17 protein-coding genes are annotated in these 17,050 nt (G+C 65.7%); 7 read left to right on the top strand and 10 right to left on the bottom strand.

Going from position 1 to position 17,050, the window contains the following annotated elements; translation table 11 throughout:
• The first annotated feature begins 39 nt into the window (after positions 1-39).
• On the top strand, positions 40-876 hold the full coding sequence (locus tag ACQPW1_RS11850) for a class I SAM-dependent methyltransferase (RefSeq protein ID WP_433662772.1): 837 nt from the start codon (positions 40-42) through the stop codon (positions 874-876).
• Here ACQPW1_RS11850 and ACQPW1_RS11845 read toward each other — a convergent pair.
• On the bottom strand, positions 873-2,891 hold the full coding sequence (locus tag ACQPW1_RS11845) for a CocE/NonD family hydrolase (protein WP_433662771.1): 2,019 nt from the start codon (positions 2,889-2,891) through the stop codon (positions 873-875). The genes ACQPW1_RS11850 and ACQPW1_RS11845 overlap by 4 nt on opposite strands.
• 167 nt (positions 2,892-3,058) lie before the next feature.
• Between ACQPW1_RS11845 and ACQPW1_RS11840 the strand changes: the two genes are divergently transcribed.
• Entirely contained in the window at positions 3,059-3,721 is a 663-nt protein-coding gene (locus tag ACQPW1_RS11840) for a TetR/AcrR family transcriptional regulator (protein WP_433662770.1), read from the top strand.
• Here the strand turns inward: ACQPW1_RS11840 and ACQPW1_RS11835 are convergent.
• Positions 3,718-3,996 (bottom strand): hypothetical protein, encoded by a 279-nt coding sequence (locus ACQPW1_RS11835; RefSeq protein ID WP_433662769.1) that lies wholly within the window; start codon positions 3,994-3,996, stop codon positions 3,718-3,720. The genes ACQPW1_RS11840 and ACQPW1_RS11835 overlap by 4 nt on opposite strands.
• Before the next feature lie 437 nt (positions 3,997-4,433).
• On the opposite strand from ACQPW1_RS11835, the gene ACQPW1_RS11830 reads away from it, so the two are divergent.
• A complete protein-coding gene (locus tag ACQPW1_RS11830; RefSeq protein ID WP_433662768.1) occupies positions 4,434-4,967 on the top strand; it encodes a DUF4254 domain-containing protein in 534 nt (177 codons plus the stop codon).
• On the opposite strand, the gene ACQPW1_RS11825 is transcribed toward ACQPW1_RS11830, so the two are convergent.
• Genes ACQPW1_RS11825 through ACQPW1_RS11815 form a run of 3 tightly spaced genes read right to left on the bottom strand, consistent with a single transcriptional unit; the run spans position 4,968 to position 7,570 of the window.
• Positions 4,968-5,285 (bottom strand): hypothetical protein, encoded by a 318-nt coding sequence (locus tag ACQPW1_RS11825; RefSeq protein WP_433662767.1) that lies wholly within the window; start codon positions 5,283-5,285, stop codon positions 4,968-4,970. It lies immediately after the preceding gene.
• Positions 5,286-6,434, bottom strand: a complete 1,149-nt coding sequence (locus ACQPW1_RS11820; RefSeq protein WP_433662766.1) for a fatty acid desaturase family protein — start codon at positions 6,432-6,434, stop codon at positions 5,286-5,288.
• Between the two features lie 20 nt (positions 6,435-6,454).
• Complete coding sequence (locus ACQPW1_RS11815) at positions 6,455-7,570, bottom strand: ferredoxin reductase (RefSeq protein WP_433662765.1); 1,116 nt, start codon at positions 7,568-7,570, stop codon at positions 6,455-6,457.
• A gap of 207 nt (positions 7,571-7,777) precedes the next feature.
• Between ACQPW1_RS11815 and ACQPW1_RS11810 the strand changes: the two genes are divergently transcribed.
• Positions 7,778-8,398, top strand: coding sequence for a TetR family transcriptional regulator (locus ACQPW1_RS11810; RefSeq protein ID WP_433662764.1), 621 nt, complete (start codon positions 7,778-7,780; stop codon positions 8,396-8,398).
• A 7-nt stretch (positions 8,399-8,405) separates the two neighbouring features.
• Here ACQPW1_RS11810 and ACQPW1_RS11805 read toward each other — a convergent pair whose 3' ends face one another.
• Entirely contained in the window at positions 8,406-9,224 is an 819-nt protein-coding gene (locus ACQPW1_RS11805) for an MBL fold metallo-hydrolase (RefSeq protein WP_433662763.1), read from the bottom strand.
• Positions 9,225-9,336: 112 nt separating this feature from the next.
• Between ACQPW1_RS11805 and ACQPW1_RS11800 the strand changes: the two genes are divergently transcribed.
• Positions 9,337-9,945: a helix-turn-helix domain-containing protein gene (locus ACQPW1_RS11800; RefSeq protein WP_433662762.1), complete on the top strand. Its 609-nt coding sequence runs from the start codon at positions 9,337-9,339 to the stop codon at positions 9,943-9,945.
• A gap of 103 nt (positions 9,946-10,048) precedes the next feature.
• Here the strand turns inward: ACQPW1_RS11800 and ACQPW1_RS11795 are convergent, their stop codons facing one another.
• Positions 10,049-10,807 (bottom strand): SDR family NAD(P)-dependent oxidoreductase, encoded by a 759-nt coding sequence (locus ACQPW1_RS11795; protein ID WP_433662761.1) that lies wholly within the window; start codon positions 10,805-10,807, stop codon positions 10,049-10,051.
• A 120-nt stretch (positions 10,808-10,927) separates the two neighbouring features.
• On the opposite strand from ACQPW1_RS11795, the gene ACQPW1_RS11790 reads away from it, so the two are divergent.
• Entirely contained in the window at positions 10,928-11,596 is a 669-nt protein-coding gene (locus ACQPW1_RS11790) for a CPBP family intramembrane glutamic endopeptidase (RefSeq protein ID WP_433662760.1), read from the top strand.
• Between the two features lie 63 nt (positions 11,597-11,659).
• Here ACQPW1_RS11790 and ACQPW1_RS11785 read toward each other — a convergent pair whose 3' ends face one another.
• Both ACQPW1_RS11785 and ACQPW1_RS11780 read right to left on the bottom strand, forming a co-directional pair.
• Entirely contained in the window at positions 11,660-12,640 is a 981-nt protein-coding gene (locus ACQPW1_RS11785; protein WP_433665211.1) for an alpha/beta hydrolase, read from the bottom strand.
• Positions 12,641-12,859: 219 nt separating this feature from the next.
• Entirely contained in the window at positions 12,860-14,101 is a 1,242-nt protein-coding gene (locus ACQPW1_RS11780) for an oxygenase MpaB family protein (protein ID WP_433662759.1), read from the bottom strand.
• Positions 14,102-14,504: 403 nt separating this feature from the next.
• On the opposite strand from ACQPW1_RS11780, the gene ACQPW1_RS11775 reads away from it, so the two are divergent.
• Positions 14,505-14,936, top strand: coding sequence for a pyridoxamine 5'-phosphate oxidase family protein (locus tag ACQPW1_RS11775; RefSeq protein ID WP_433662758.1), 432 nt, complete (start codon positions 14,505-14,507; stop codon positions 14,934-14,936).
• A gap of 60 nt (positions 14,937-14,996) precedes the next feature.
• Here the strand turns inward: ACQPW1_RS11775 and ACQPW1_RS11770 are convergent, their stop codons facing one another.
• On the bottom strand, positions 14,997-17,027 hold the full coding sequence (locus ACQPW1_RS11770) for an FAD-dependent oxidoreductase (protein ID WP_433662757.1): 2,031 nt from the start codon (positions 17,025-17,027) through the stop codon (positions 14,997-14,999).
• Positions 17,028-17,050 lie beyond the last annotated feature (23 nt).

Raw genomic sequence — 17,050 nt, 5'->3', positions numbered from 1 at the left:
GCCCGGTAGGCTCGGTCCGAGCCTGGAAGGGGACGGCCTATGCAGACCGGAGAACCGAGCCGCACCGCACTCGGTGCCGCCGTCTACCGTGCACATCACCAAGTAGCCGACGCGGGCCGGATCTTCCACGATCCGCTCGCCGTGCCGATCGTCGGCACCATGCCCGAACTCACCGACTCCTTCTTCGACCGGGACACGCACGGCCGGATCCGGCTATTGGTCGCCGCCCGATCACGATTCGCCGAAGACGCACTCGCCGAGGCGGTCGCCGCGGGCACCCGGCAGGCCGTGATCCTCGGCGCCGGACTGGACACCTTCGCCTACCGGAATCCACACCCGCGGTTGCGGGTCTTCGAGGTCGACCACCCCGACACCCAGGAGTGGAAGCGGAAACGGTTGCGCGACGCCGACATTCCGGTGCCGTCCTCGATGACCTACGTACCCGTCGACTTCGAACACCAGACGCTCGACGAGGCCATCGCCGCAACGGATTTCGAGCTGTCCGAGCCCGCGTTCGTGATCTGGCTCGGTGTCACCGTCTACCTCACCCGCGCTGCCGTCGGTTCGACCCTGCGCTACCTCGGCTCCCTCGCCGCGGGCAGCCAGCTGGTGCTCGACTACGCCGAACCGGTGATCCCCTCCACGCCTGAGGAACACGCTGCCGCGGAGTTCCGCAAGCAGCGCCTGTCCCAGATCAACGAACGCTGGCTCAGCTTCTTCAGCCCGCAGGAGATGGCTGCCGAGCTGCACCGCGACGGGTTCGATGTCGCCGAGGATCTCGGCCCCTCCGCCACCGCGATCCGCTATGCGGGCGCTCCGGCCGATACGCCGGAGCGCCCCGGCCCGCACCTGCTCCGGGCCGTCGTGCGCGGTTAACCCAGCGGCCTGCTCGACGGCACGTTCACGAAGCTCGGTGCCGACGGATCGAGCACGAGATGTTGCGGCGCAAGCGCATTGAGGATCCCGCCGTCGAACAGCATCGGCGGCGCCAGGAAGCCGCGCGGGAAGTTGCTCGCGAACACATTGACGCGCAACCGATGTCCCGGCTGTAGCACGGCGTCGACCGGGTTGACCGCGACATCGAGGGTGGTCGGCTGTCCTGGAACCAGGGTCTGCCGATCGGCGAGGGTCAGCTTGTAGACGGTGTGCGTGTAGTCGCCGTCGGCGTCCTTGGTGCTCTTGTCCTCGTCAACCGCCCGCAGCGAGGCGGCGAGCTGACCGCTGGCCAGCACGGTCGACTGCCCGTTCGGCGCAACATCATTCACGGTCACCGCCCAGTAGCCCTCGATGTTGTCGTACATCGTGTTGAGGTGCACGTTGATCGGGCCGGACAGCACGGTGGGTTCGGCGACCGGCGCGCCGGTGAAGGTGAGGCCGCCGAGCTCGTGGATGCGATCGTCGCGGCCGCAGAAATTGGCCAGGCTGATGACGCCGGCCGATTCGACGGCGGCATCACGGGAGCACAACGAGGTGATGCCGGTAACCGGAGATACCGTCAATCGTGCTGCGGCATCGGGTGTTTGCGCGCTGAGCGAGCCGTCGTAGACGCTGGTCGCGGTGCCGCTGACGGTGGGCGACAGATACATCCGCTGGTAGTCCACGTCGGTGCGCGGGAACGACGACGTGGTGGTCCAACCACCGCCCTGCTGCCACAGCGCGACCGGCCCGTACTGGTCGATGCCGTTGTCGATGCCCTTGAGCCACTTGTCGTACCAAGCCATTTGGAGCACGTCCAAGCGCGGCGGCTTGCCCGGGTCGCCGAGGCCTGAGCCGGGATTGAAGTGATAGGTGTCGCCCATGATCAGCTTCTTGCGCTCCGGCGGCAGCGGAATGTCCGAGAACGAGCGGGCACTCGACGAGGCGAAGATGTCCTGCCACCCGCCGTAGGCGAAGGTCGGCACCTGAATTCGCTCCGGATGACCGTCGGTGAATGCCGACCGCAGCGAACTGCCGGGCAGCAGCTGGTCCTTCAACGGCTGCGGCACCGAATCCACGTTGAGCGACAACGCCATCAGGATGTAGTCGAAGAATTCCAGCGGCGTGGCCACTCGGTCCAGCAGCCATTGGTAGTCCAGGTGGCCGAGCGCGATACCGACCGGGTCCGGGAAATTCGAGATCAGGTCGACCCCCGCGATATACAGCGGGCCGAACAATCCGAGTCCACCGCCGGGGAAGGCGACATCGGTAAGCGTGTCCGTGCTGCCCTCGATCGGGAAGATCGCCTTCAACGCGGGCGGATTCTGTTCGGCTGCCTTGAATTGATTGATACCGGAGTAGGAGATGCCGGACATGCCGATATTGCCGTCCGACCACGACTGCTTGGTCGCCCAGTCGATCATTTCCAAGGTGTCCTGGTTCTCCCGGCTCTGGAAGAACTGCCAGGAGCCCTGCGAGTACCCGGTGCCGCGCACGTCGGCGACGATGTAGGTATAGCCATGCTGCACCAGCTTGCGGTCCGCGCCGAACGCGCGCGGCGCGCCACCGGCCAGCGCCTTGGTGAGATCGGTGATCGAGTCGAACGGCGTTCCGCTGAAGTCGAATCGGTTGACCAGCTGGATCAGCGCGTCCGACAGGACCGGGATGTTGAGGGCGATATCCGCGATCAGCGACGCGAACTTGGTGTACGGGGTCAGGTTGATGATCGTGGGCAATGGTTCGTCCACGATCCGCCCGGCGGCGTCGACCGGCCGATAGATGTTGGCCTTCAACACCGTTCCGTCGCTCATGGTGATCGGCACGTCGAAGTCGATGTGCACCGGCCCGGGATACTTCGCCGGCCCGTCGTACGCGGCGGTCCACTGCCGGCCCAGGTCACCGCCGTCCGGTGGCAACTCGGCGGTGGCTGTGCTGGGCACGATCCATAGTGCGGTCATGGCAGTCGCGATCGCCATGATCCCGACCCGACTCAGTGCACGACGAACAGTCCTCATCGACCTCGACCCCTTGCTACCTACTTAGAAACACTGGCGTACCTATGGTGGATGTGAGAGTAACGGGGACCACACTGATAGGGCAAGTATGACCGCGATCACGCTCGCCGAGCGACTATTGTCAGGAGATGGGATTGGAAGCTGGCGTCGATCGCGGCCGTCTGCCACGCGGCACGCACGGCATGACGCCGGAGGCGGTGGCGCACTCGCAGCGCATGCGGATGTATCTGGGCGTACTGGAGGTCGTCGCCGAAAGAGGGTACGGCGAAACGACGGTCGGCGATATCGTTGCCCGCGCGAACGTCTCGCGGCGCACCTTCTACCAGTTGTTCCGCGGCCGGGACGACTGCTTCACCGAGGCCTTCGAGGCCGCGGTCGAGCTGGTACTCGGCGAACTCGACAAGAGCGTGCAGGCGATGCCGCGCTCCGAATGGCGCGCGCTCATCCGCACAACGCTGGAGACCTACCTGCAGGTGCTGGCCGACAACGGCATCTACGCCCGCGCCCTGCACATCGAATGCCTGGTCGCCGGGCCCATCGTCGCCGAGCAGCGCAGGCAGATGAAAACGCTGCTGGCACACCGGATGCGCGCGGCCTTCCGGATCGGGCGCAGCGAGGGCGATATCCCGGTGGACATTCCGACGGATATCTTCGACGCACTCATCGGCGCCGTCGACGATCGAATTCGCGATTGCCTGGAAGGCCCTGGCGCACTGGCACTGCCGACGCTCGGCGCACACCTGTACCAGATCACCATGGCGCTGTTCGGCGTCCCGGAATGGGACGCCTAGGCCGGACCGGTCCCCTGCGACGAATACAGGCTCACTTCGCCATCCTCACTGAGGAATGCGTTGACCAGCATGATCCCCAGCGCCTCGAGTTCATCGGTTTCCGGCGCCTCGGTGGTGATCGAAATCTGCGGTATCACGGCCCAGTTCACCACATAACGCTCGGGCGGTCCGTCGTCGTCGGACAGCCGCGCGAGACGGAAGACCGATACGGTCTTGCGAACGATGAGTGTGCGCACGACCTCTCCGATTCGCTCGGGGTCTTCCAGCGCGAACATGAACCCGAATGTGAGCTCGGGTGATGACACGTAGGCAGGCACGAACATCGAGGCTAGCCGATCGCCGGACCCCGCGCAGCCGCCGCGCCGAACCGGTAGCTGCCCGTGCGCCCGCCCCCGCTTGTCGGTAATACCGACGGTGCACGCACGTGACCGGTCCGTGACGGATCATAACGATTCATCAGCGGCTTTCAGATTTGTACACCATACTATTGCGCGGATTCGGCAACCGCGCTTTCCTGAAAGAGTCCCGATTTCTCGGGGCGTCTTCCTCATCGCATCGTCGCGGATTTCCCGGTTTCTTTGCCGTGCTGGTGGACTATGGGGGGTGGCGTCCGAGCGCGGGGCTGCGCCGGAGCCGAGGGGTGCCCCTCCCCGAAATCCCCCTCGGCCCTGGCGCATCCAGAATTGGATCGTTAACGCAGGGGTGTGTGCACATGCCGACCGAATACGCAGCTGTCCGTATCGGAACCGAAGAGTTACCACCCCCGGCCGAACTATTGCGTGCGTTCCGCGAACCCGACAACCCGAACCTGCACCGGCACAGCGTGCTCAGTGCGGCACGACAACTCGTCGAATGTCACGAGCGAAGAAACAAGGCGATCGAAGCGGCGCACGCGCCGGACGTCCCCGAGGGGCGGGTCGCGGCGTGCAGTCTGTTGATCGAGGACATCGACGGGCATCGGGCCGACCTGGTCGGGCGCATCGACACCTGGGTGGCCGACAATGTCGAGCACCGCGGCGGCGCCTCGTTGCATACCGAGACGCTCGGCGCGGTGATCGATCGACTAGCGGCGAAATGGATTGCGGCACAACGAGCTTTGCGACGAACACCGCAGCAGCGGACGCACCCGGTGCAGGTGGACGGGGAAGCCCACCTGCAGTGGTGCAGGCTCGCCGAACTGACCGACGGATATCGGGATCTGATCACCGACGTCACCGAGCACCGGCGCAGGCTGCCGGTGTGGTGATCAGCGGGTCTCGTCGACTCCCGGCTCGACCACCTCGGCGTCGACGAACGGCGCCTCGGTAGTCACCGTCGGCTTCGGCGCCGGGGGCGCCAGATCATCGTCGCTTTCGAGATCCCGGTCGCGCCCCGCCTCGGCATCACGCCGAGCCGCATCGGCGGCTTCCTTCATCTCGATCGCGTCGGTGAACCACTCACCGATCTCCTTGGTGACCTCCGCGACGGTGCCCGCGATGATGCCCGCGATATTGCCGACATGCTTGGCACCGGAGGAAGTCAATTCTTGAATGAGGTCCTTGTTACTTTCGAATTTCCCGATCATTCACACGCCCACTTCGCTTGCCTTTCGCTGACGCATCACGATAACACCGGGAGACGACTCGCTCTTGACCAAGCTCGGCGGCAACGCGAGCTTGCAAATCTTCAACCACACCGAACCGATCTGCTTACTGAACGATCCCGTGTTGTACGGCAGTCCGTACTTTTCGCACAATGCGCGGACCTCCGGCGCAATCTCCGGATAGCGCGCGGCCGGGATGTCCGGGAACAGGTGGTGTTCGATCTGATGCGACAGGTTGCCCGACATGATGTGGAACAGCTTGCTGCCGGTGATGTTGGCCGAGCCGAGCATCTGCCGGATGTACCACTCGCCGCGGGTCTCGTTCTCGGTCTCCTCTTCGGTGAACGTCTGTACGCCGGTGGGGAAATGACCGCAGAAGATGATCGAGAAGGTCCACAGGTTGCGCACCAGATTGGCGGAGACGTTGCCCGCGAGCGTGCTGAGGAACAGCGGACCGGTCAGCGCCGGAAAGATCAGATAATCCTTGAGCACCTGCTTGCCGGCCTTGCGCCACTGACCGGCCACCAATCTCTTGATGTCGGACCACTTTCGCTTGCCCGTCACGATGTTCTCGACCTCGAGATCGTGCGCCATCACGCCCCACTCGAACAGCACCATCAACGCGAAGGCGTACAGCGGCTGACCGAGGCGCAGCACGTTCCACGACTGGCTCTCGTCCATCCGTAAGATGCCGTAGCCGATGTCACGGTCCTTGTTGTGGATGTTGGTGAAGGTGTGGTGGATGTAGTTGTGCGAGTGCTTCCACTGGTCCGCCGGGCAGACCGTATCCCATTCGAAGACACGGGAATTCAGGCCGGGCTCACGCATCCAGTCGTACTGGCCGTGCATGACGTTGTGGCCGATCTCCATGTTGTCCAGGATCTTCGACACACTCAGCGCGGCGACCGCGGCCAGCCAGAACGGCGGCAGGAAGCCGAGGTACATCAGGCCGCGTCCGGCGATCTCGAAACCGCGCTGCGCCTTGATGATCGAGTACAGGTATTCACGGTCCCGGTCGCCGAGGTCGGCGACGACCTTGGCGCGCAGCTCGTCGAGCGCCTTGCCGAGTTCTTCGATCTGGTCCGGGCTCAGTACCAGCGGGCCGTCTTTGGTTTCGGTCAGGATTGTCATCAGCTGAATCCTTTGCTTGGTCAGATGTCGATGTCGACGTCGCCCACGGGGGCGTTGATGCAGAGCTGGATGGGCTGATCCGGGTCACTGTCGGTTTCGCCGGTGCGCAGGTTGCGGGTGCAACCGGTGCGGCGAACCGCGGTGCAGGAGAAGCAGATTCCCATCCGGCAGCCGTATTCCGGGGTGAGGCCCGCGGCTTCGGCCTGCTCCAGCAGGGGCGCGCCGTTGTTGTCCGCGGCGATGCCGCTGGCCGAGAAGCGCACCGTGCCGAAGACGTCGTCCGCGTTGACGGGGGTGAGGGACAGCGTGAATTCCTCGGTGTGCAGCCGATCGTCGAGCTGCTCGGCCTCGTAGATCTTGCGCACCGCGTCCATCAGCGGCTGCGGGCCGCAGACGTAGGTGTGCGCGTCGGCGAACCACGGTGCCACCCGCTCCAGTTCGTCGTAGTCGAAGTACCCGCTGGATTGCGCGGGTGCCACGTCGACCCACGGCGCCGTCGCGTCGATCCGAGCGGTGGCGGACCGCCACGGATGCCGCAGCTCGATGCGAAAGTTCTTGTGCCGCTGCGCGATCGCGTCGAGTTCCGCACGGTGCGGAACGACCTCGGGCGATTTCGCGTAGTGCAGGAAGACGACCTCACCCGGGTAGCCCTCGTCGGCCAGCGTACGCAGCATCGACAGCACCGGCGTGATGCCGCTGCCGCCGCTGATCAGCAGCACCCGGTCCGGTCGCAGCTCGGGCAGCTTGAAGACGCCGGCGGCCGGCTCGAGGTCGACCACCATGCCGGGCGCGGCATTGCGCGCGAGGTACTGCGATACCAGGCCGTCCGGGTGCGCCTTGACGGTGAGCTGGATGTGCCTGCTCCGGCCGCTCGCCGGATTGACCGGCGAATAGCAGCGGGCGTGGCGGACACCGTTGATCACCACACCGATCTGGACGTACTGCCCGGCGGCGTGGCCCTTCCATTGACGGGTCGGGCGCAGGGTGAGCGTCACCGAACCGGGGACCGAGCGGTCCACGCGGAGAATCTCGGCGCGCATCTCCCGCGCGGTGAGCGTGGGGCGCACGAGTTCCAGGTAGCGGTCCAGCGGATGTGGCGAGGTCAGGGTCTGCACCAGGTTGATGAGATCCACCATTCGTTCTCCGTGCCTCGTGTCGGGGTGCCCTCTGGTCGGGGCTGTTCGACTAGTCAGGACCCGCGACGTTGCGTTCCAAATTCAGTGTACGTATGTACACTCAACTAGTGTGACTGATGACCGGGGTCCGGTGTCAACCGGCAAAACATGTGACACGAACAACATCTTGGGAAAAGTGGAATGGTGAACGGATGTATGCTCACCGTGATGAGCGAGCAGGCAGCAACTCGAGGCGAGCGCAAGGAGCGCACGCGACAGGCCCTATTGGACGGCACCCTGACGCTGGCCGCCGAGCGTGGCTTCGCCGCGCTGAGCCTGCGTGAGATCGCCCGCTCCGCGGGGATCGTGCCGACCGCCTTCTACCGGCACTTCGCGTCGCTGGACGACCTCGGCACGCAGCTGGTCGACGACGGCATCACCGCGTTGCGCCTCGCACTGCGCGAGGTGCGCCGCAAGCCCGACGCGAGCCTGTCCGACACGGTGCGGTTCGTGTTCGCGCAGGTCGAGCCGAAACGCGAACTGTTCGGCTTCCTGACCAGGGAACGCCACGGCGGTTCCGCCGCACTGCGCAAATCCATTGCGCTGGAACTCCAATTGATCGTCCGCGAACTGGTCGCGGACCTCTCCCGCATCCCCGCCCTCGACTCCTGGGCCCCCGCCGACCTGGAGATCGCCGCCGACCTCCTGGTCGCCACGGTCACCGACGGCATCGTCGCCTACATCTCGGCGCTACCGCGCGAACAGGACAGCATCATCGACCGCACCGTCCAGCAGATGCGACTGATCTCGCTGGGCATGGGCGCCTGGTGGCCGCCGAAAGAGCGTTGAGGCTCGATCAGCCGATCGGTGGTGCGAGGTATTCCAGCGCATAACCACCGCCGGCCGGGGTGACGCGGGCAATGCCGGGTGAGTCGAGGTGGGCGCCGGCCACGAAGTGATGTGGTCGCGTCAGTTGTTCGAGGAGGGCCGCTCGCGCAATGCGAGCCTGGGACTGGTTGCCGTCGAGCTCCCAGGACACGTTCGGCCGATCGAATTGCAGCGTCGGAACGTGCACGGTGTCGCCCCAGACGAGAAGGTGGCCGGTGCCGCTCCTGACGTCGTAGACGGTGTGACCGGGCGTGTGACCAGGTGTCGGGATCGCAGTGGTCCAGTCGTTGATCGCGACCTGCTTCGACACGGGTACGACCCGGTCGCGGATCGGCGCGAGCCGCCCCGTGAACACCGAGGTGTCGCCCGCGCCGATCCACACGCGCTCGAGTTCGGCGAACGCCTCCGAACCGTCCGGCGCGATCAGGCCGCTCACGTGGTCTTCGTGCCTGTGTGTGATGGCCACATCGGTGACCTGCGCGCGGTCGATTCCCGCTTCGTCGAGCGCGTCGTAGATCAATCCCATGGTGGGGTCGTGCCAGGCATTGGAGGCACCGGTGTCGATGAGAACCGACCGCGTGCCGTCGGTGATGTAGAAGGCGTTGACCGACAGCCGCAAGTTGTCGCCGACCAGCGGCACGGCGTCCGGCAGCTCTGCGAGCGCGCACCCGTCCTCATCGCGGAGCCGCGTCGGCGGCATGTCGATGTACCCGTCGCGCAACGAGATCACCTGCAGCTCGCCGAATTCGAACGTGGCGTGGTGCCGGCCACTCGAGATCAAACGCATGGGAACCTCCATCGTGTCGGGCGCACATCGCCCTTCTCCGATAGAAGACTGTATCTTCTTTAGGAGAAAGTTACACTGCGAGCGGCGAGGTACATATCAATCGAGGAGCACGGTGGTCGAGCGAGACGGAAACGCGGCCGAACTAGAGCACGGTGACGATCTGGCGGGCGCGTTCGGCGGTAACGTGCGGCGACGCCGCGAGGAGGCGGGCCTGACGCTGGAGCAGCTGTCCACCCAGTCGTCGGTCAGCCGGGCGATGCTGTCCAAGGTCGAACGCGGTGAGAAGAGCCCGACGATCGGCGTCGCGTCCAAGATCGCGCACGCGCTCGACGCGTCGCTCTCGGACCTGATCGGCGGGGCAACCGCCGCCGCGTCCGGGGTGGCCGTTGTCATGCGTAAGAACGAACGCCCCGTTTTCCGTGACCCGGAAACCGGCTTCGAACGGCACATGGTGTCGGCAGCCCCGGGTGCGGGCGGCGCCGAGATGGTCGTCCACTACCTCCCCGCACAGGTCTCGACCCGCCTGCTGCCCGCGTATCCGCCGGGTACCGAGAAACAACTCGTGGTGCTCGAAGGCACCCTCACCGTCGCGATCGGCGGCATCAGCGAGACCCTGAACACCGGCGACTCCGTGTTCTTGCAGGCCGACGCGGACCACGGCTTCGCCAACCGAACGAACGCTCCCTGCGAATACATCATGGTGATCTCGCGCAGAACCTGATCGGCCACAACCCCGCGCCCTGACCGTGGTTGTGTTGGCGGACAACGGATTCCATGCGCCGAGCCACACGGGCAACGGACATCGCGGCCGTCGAAGGAACGGGTCAGCGGGCCTCTGGGTCGGCGGCGAGTACTGAGCGGCCGCCGTCAACCGGGAGTACCGCACCGTTGACGAAGCTTGCGTCCGTCGACAGCAGGTATGCCACTGCCGCAGCGACTTCGCCGGTCGTCGCTACCCGGCCGATCGGGTGCAGGTCCGCCATCTGCTGTTCGACCCGTGCGGCCACCGAAGCGTCCAGGGCGGCGAGGAATTCGGCGTAGCGCTCGGTCGCGACGGACCCGGGCGCTACCGCATTCACCCGAATTCCCTTCGGGCCGTACTCCACTGCCAGTGCGCGGGTCAGCCCTTCGATCGCGGCCTTGGCGGTGCTGTAGGGCAGGGCGCCCGGCACGGCCCGTTGCGCTTGGTGCGAGGTGATATTGACTATCGCGCCGGGGGTTTCGGCGGCGAGGAAGCGGCGCACGGCGGTGGTGCAGCCGACGACGGCGGGCGCGAGGTTGGCGGTGATCAGTTCGATGATCTGCGTCGCCGATGCGGAATCCACTGAGGCGTCACGGAATACCGCCGCGTTGTTCACCCATCCCACCAGCGTGCCCGCCTGCTGCGCGAGATCGGCGGCGTGCTCGGCGGTCTCCTCGGACGAAGCGTCCCCGAGCACCGGAAGCACCCGGCTCCCAGCCCATTCGAGCGCTTCGCCGTCCCGTTCGACGGCGACCACGACATTGTCCGCGCCGAGCAACCGCTCCACGATCGCCCGTCCGATCCCCCGTCCGCCTCCGGTCACCACATAGGAAAGAGCCATGTAACCGATGCTAGACAGCCGATCTCGCGCGGGGTGTCAGCCGAAGATCGTGCGGTTGCCGCGGGCGGTGTCCGCCGCGCTCGCCGGGCGACCCGCCATTGCGGGCACTAGGGTGGGGACGTGCGGATTCAGCGGTGGCGGCGCGTCTATTTGACCGCGGAGTACACGGCGCTGTTCTTCGGTGGCGCAACGCTTTACAACAGGTATCTGCGCGGTACCAGTCCGATTCCGGCGCTCGTCGCGTCGGCCGCGCTGGCGGCCGGTTATCTGCGGCGATCGCCCGATTTCGATCGGGCGGCACTGTGGCGTCCGCAGGCGTTTCCCACGCAAACCCGATCGATGGCAACACTGGCAGGATCGAGTGCCCTCGCGCTGACCGCGGCGGTGGCGCTGCTGCGGCGCAAGAACCTCTTCGATCTGCCGCGCAGCAATCCGGCCCTGTGGCTGGCGGTGATGGTGCTGTATCCGGCGCTCAGTGTGTATCCACAGGAGTTGATCTTTCGGTCGTTCCTGTTCCACCGGTACGCGCCCGCCTTCGGCGAGGGCACCGGGATAGTGGTCGCGAGTGCGGCGGCCTTCGCGTACGTGCACATCGTGTTCGGCAGTTGGATCTCGGTGGTGTTGAGCGCGCTCGGTGGCGCGATCTTCGCGGTCCGGTATCAGCAGACGCAGTCGTTGTTCACCGCGTCCGTCGAGCATTCGGTCTACGGGATCCTGGTATTCACCGTGGGTTTGGGCACGTACTTCTATCACGGCGCAGCCCCGGAGGTGCGAACAAAAGACCGCTGAACACCGAATCGAGCATGGCGACGATGACAGGCCCGAATCGGTAGCGGTGTCCGCTTCAGTCGGCTAGGCGCCGATCGACTGCGCCAGGAACGGCCAGGAGCTGCGCAGGTCGTCCTCCCAGTATCCCCACGAGTGGGTACCGACCGGCCGATCGTCGAAGGTCACCGGAATGTTCAACTCGCGCAACCGATTCGTCAGGTTCACCGTGCAGTAATGGATCGCCGCTTCGATCGGCCCGCCGAAGGCGATCTGCACCGGGAGCGGAATCCGACCCTCCTGCACCCGCCGATCGAACGGGGTGTCGTGCGGAGCCGCGGCGACGCCACTGCCCGAACTCAGATAGACCGCGGTTCCGCGCAGCCGTTCCGCATTGACCAGCGGGTCATTGGCTCGCCACAGCGGACTGTCGGCCGGGCCCCACATGTTCTCCACGCTTTGCCCACCGCCCCAGTTCTCCACCGTGAGCCGGACGAACTCGTGTCCGATGGGGTCCGAAGTCTGCGCGCAACCGCTGTAGGAGGCCACGCTGTTCCAGAATCCGGGCTTGGCGATGGCCAGGTTGAGCACCGAGGTGCCGCTCATCGACACACCCGCCAGCGTGCGATTTCCGTTGGCGCCCAGGAACTCCTCGATGACCGGCGGCAACTCCTCGTTGAGGAAGGTCTGCCACTTGTTGAAGCCGAGGACTGCATCCGGGCGGATCCAGTCGGTGTAGTACGAATTCGCGCCGCCGAATGGGGTCACCACGTTGATGTTCTTATCCCGCAAGAAGGCGACTGCGTCGGTCTGTACGTCCCATCCGCTCTCGTTCGGGCCGCCGCCGGAGCCGTTGAGCAGGTACATCGTCGGCCGTGGCGTCGCCCGGTCCGCGGCGCGAATGACCTGTACCGGGATCGGCCGGTTCATCGCGGGCGAGAAGACCGTGACCACCTGTTGCCGGTCGTTCACGTCCTGCACCGAAACCACGCCGGGTGCCGCGGTGGCGGTGCCTGCCGCGCCGATCAGGCCCGCGGCGGCCAGCGCACCGGCCAGCACCCAGTGCAGGGTTCTCCTTCGTGTCGATCGCCGTGTTCTCAAGTCGCAGCCCCTCTCGCTTGCTTACTGTCGGCCACGGTGGCCGATGACGCCCGGGACGTCGCTGTCCTCGGGCGGCATTGTGATGACGCACCAGGACGCCGATGTCCTGGCACGGCATTGCAAGGGGATTCGCATTGGTTCCGGCGGCGGTTTGGTCCGATCGGCGATTGTTTTCGACGGGCCTGATCAGCGTGGCGGTTGGTTCATGTCCCGGTTGAGCTGCGGGATCTCGATGCTGATCGGCATGCGGAGTTCGGCCAGGTAGATCAGGGCTGCCTGCCGGAGGAACTCGTCGAAGAGCCAGTAGGCGTCCGGTGCCAGCGGGACGACGGGGAGCAGGCCCTCGCGAACCGCGATGAACGGTCCCCAGCTCACCCGGAGCAGCGGATCCCAGACCGGTTCCCTGGGGATGGCCAACCCGTCGGCGATCTGGTCGCCGAGCAGGAATCGGGTGAACGCGCCGAGCACCGGCTTGCTGAGGACGGCGAGGTCGAGATTCACGCCGAGCCGCAGCAGTCGGTCGGCCAGCGCGACGCCCTCGGGTGTGGGCGCCAGAATCGGGTCGAGCACCTGTGCCGCTTGGGAATTGGCCTCGGGCCACGAGTTGGGGATGTACTCGTCGCGGACGCCGAGCAGGTGTGCGCACACCTGCCACGAATGCAGGAACGCCTCCGACTCGTGCGGCGGGATCGGCACCCGCCACGCGGTCAGCTGCTTCATGACGGTGGTCGGCAGGCTGTGCCAGGTGACCATGATGTCGTTCTGGCTGATCGGGATGTCCTCCTCGGCGGAGTGCGCCCAGTGTGGCGACTGCGGCAGCAGGTGCCGCACGGCGGCGTGCACCAGCCGGGTCTTGACGCAGGTCACGACCATCTCGCCGTCGGGGGCATAGGCATTCGCGGTGCCGATGTCATAACCGAGTTTGGCGGTCTTGGAGATGCGGTCCTTCAGGTCCTGGCCACCTTTGGAGTAGTAGACCGCCCGCGCCTCCTTCGGGATGACCGTGCTCATCATGCCGCTGGCCAGTCCGTACAAGACGCCGAGATACAGGCCGCGCTTCTTGTTGAACTCGACCGCGGTGGCCAGTTTGCCCTGATCGGTCCACTGCGGGAGCCGACGGGCGTATTCCATGAAATCCCTTAGCTCCGTGGGCAATCCGGCAGGTAGCGGCTGACCGTTTCTGGTCCACGTGCGCAACAGGTCGTTCACCTTGGGCACTTCGCCACGGTCGATCAAACCGGCGGCCAATGGGTCGGCCTCGGCATCCCAGACCGTCATCGGGTCTACACCGGAACCGTCGCCCGCCACCGAGCCGCCCGGTGACCATGTCCACGGTTCGGCTCTGGCAGGTGAAGCCACCGCCAGGGCACCGAACGCGCCCAACGCTCCGGTTGCCTTCAAGGCGTTGCGTCTGCTGAATCCGTCCATGTCGCTACTCCTCGCTGAGCCCAGACGCCACCGTGACGCAGGGTCGGCCGGTAGCGCCGAGTTGCGCCTTTCGATGGAAGAATAGTCATTAACTTAACAAGGCCGATGGCGTGTCGTCTCAGCTTTGAGGAACTGACTCACAATCTCTCTCACTGCATGGCTTGGCGCTGGAGATAGAGGCCAGAATCCCGCTCTGAACAGGAGAAATTTGCGAGCATCGGGCTTCACTACAACCAGACGATGACGGAATCACCGAACAGCGAGGCGCGCCACGCGCTCTGATTTCAGGTCATACGCATCGATAACCATTAGTCACTTACCCGCGCGTCTCACCGCACCTGCACGACGCTCACGCGTCAGCGGTTGTGGGAATAACGCAACCGGGCGGAGTGTTCGACCTCACATGCCAAGACCGTTCACAGAGGCCGAACGTCAGGAATTTCTAGCAGGCAAGCACATCGCCGTGCTCTCCGTCGCGGCGACCGACGGGCGCCCGCCCACATCCGTCCCGATCTGGTACGACTACACCCCCGGCGGCGACATCAGGATCAATACCGGCGCCGGGAACCGCAAGGCAAGGCTCATCCAAGAGGCAGGCGCGGTGACCGTCACGGTGCAGCGCGAAGAGCTGCCGTACCAGTACGTCATCGTCGAGGGCACCGTCGTCGACGCCGCCACCCCCGCGCCGCGCGACGCGCGCGAGGCCATCGCCATCCGCTACCTCGGCCCGGACGAGGGTCGCTCCTTCGCCGACAGCATGGACGGCACCCAGTCCGTCCTGTTCACCATTCGTCCCGATCGCTGGCTCAGCCAGGACTACTCGAACGGCTACTGAAAGTCCCCCGAGTGACTCGGTGTCGTTGCCCCGCAACGGGTAACGACACCGAGTCCATTTTCAGAGGCGGGCGGCCAGCCGGGTGCCCTGATCGATGGCGCGCTTGGCGTCCAGCTCGGAGGCAAGTTCGGCGCCGCCGATGAGGTAGAGGTTCATGCCCGCGGCGCGCAGGTCGTCCTCCAGATCGCGGACAGATTCCTGACCCGCGCAGATGATCACGTTGTCGACCGGGATCAGTTGCGGGCGTTGGCGTTTCTCGCCGAAGCTGATGTGCAGGCCGCTGTCGTCGATGCGCTCGTAGTTCACGCCGCCGATGTGGTCGACGCCCTTGGCCTTCAGTGCGGCGCGGTGCACCCAGCCGGTGGTCTTGCCGAGGTCCTTGCCGAACGGGGTCGACTTGCGTTGCAGGAGCACGACTTCGCGGGCGGCGGGCGACGGCTTCGGCTTGTTGAGCTGGCCGGGCACCTGCTCGTCGTCGGCGTTGACGCCCCACTCTTCCTTCCACTCGTCGAGCTTCAGCGTGGGATGTCCCTCGGCGGTGAGGAATTCGCTCACGTCATAGCCGATGCCACCCGCGCCGATGACCGCGACGCGCTTGCCGACCGGGCGCTCCTCGCGGACCAGTTCGGCGTAGGACAGCACCATCGGGTGGTCGATGCCGGGGATGTTCGGGATGCGCGGCTTCACGCCGGTGGCGAGCACCACCTCGTCGTAGCGCGCGGCGATGAGTTCGGCGGCGGTCACCCGCTTGTTCAAATGCACCGTCACGCCGTTGATTTCGAGCATCCGACGGTAGTACCTGATGGACTCGTTGAACTCTTCCTTGCCCGGGATGCGGCGGGCGATGTCGAACTGGCCGCCGATCTTGTCGTCGGCCTCGAACAGGTCGACGTGATGGCCCCGCTCGGCGAGATTGACCGCGGCGGACAGCCCGGCCGGGCCCGCGCCGACGACCGCGACGCGCTTGGTGCGCCGGGTGGGCAGCAGCTTCAGCTCGGTCTCGTGTCCGGCGCGCGGGTTCAGCAGGCAGGACACGGTCTTGTGCACGAAGGCGTGATCCAGGCAGGCCTGGTTGCAGGCGATGCAGGTGTTGATCTCGTCGACGCGGTCCTGCTTGGCCTTGTTGACCCATTCCGGGTCGGTGAGGAACGGGCGGGCCAGCGAAACCAGCTGCGCGTCACCGCGAGTGAGGATCTCCTCGGCGATCTCCGGCATGTTGATCCGGTTGGACGCACAGACCGGAATGTTCACCTGCTTGGTGATTTTCGCGGTGAACTCGACGAAAGCCGCACGCGGCACCGAGGTCACGATGGTGGGTACGCGCGCCTCGTGCCAGCCGATGTCGGTGTTCAGGATGTTCGCGCCGACGGCTTCGAGTTCCTTTGCCAGCGTGACGATTTCGTCGAACGTCTGGCCCTTCTCGACTAGCTCGGCCATGGAGAGCCGGAACACGATGATGAAGTCCGGGCCGACCGCGGCGCGGGTGCGGCGCACGATCTCTACCGCGATGCGGCGCCGGTTCTCCGGCGAGCCGCCCCACTTGTCGGTGCGCTTGTTGGTGCGCGGCGCGAGGAACTGGTTGATGAGATAGCCTTCGCCACCCATGATTTCGCAGCCGTCGTACCCGGCGAACTGGGCCAGCTTCGCACAGCGCACGTAATCGTCGATGGTCTGCTCGACACCCTTGGCCGAGAGCTTGCGCGGCCGGAACGGGTTGATCGGCGCCTTGATCGACGACGCGGAGACGCTGCCCGGCACGTAGGAGTAGCGGCCCGCGTGCAGGATCTGGATGGCGATCTTGCCGCCCTCCTTGTGCACCGCCTTGGTGATCGCCCGGTGCCGGTAGGCCTCGGACTTGTTGGTCAGCTTGGCGGCAAACGGCAGCAGCCAGCCGGTGCGGTTGGGCGCGTAGCCGCCGGTGATGATCAGGCCGACACCGCCGCGGGCGCGCTCGGCGAAGTACGCGGCCAGCTTGTTGATGTCCCAGGCGCGGTCCTCCAGGCCGGTGTGCATCGACCCCATCACCACGCGGTTACGCAGGGTGGTGAAGCCGAGATCGAGGGGCTCGAACAAATGGGGGAAGGAACTCATGCCTGCGCCTCGCTGACGCTCGG

This window comes from Nocardia sp. CA-128927 (genome assembly GCF_050955855.1).
Taxonomy (GTDB): domain Bacteria; phylum Actinomycetota; class Actinomycetes; order Mycobacteriales; family Mycobacteriaceae; genus Nocardia.
Note: the sequence above shows the minus strand (reverse complement) of the source record. Positions and strands in the feature narration are given on the sequence as shown.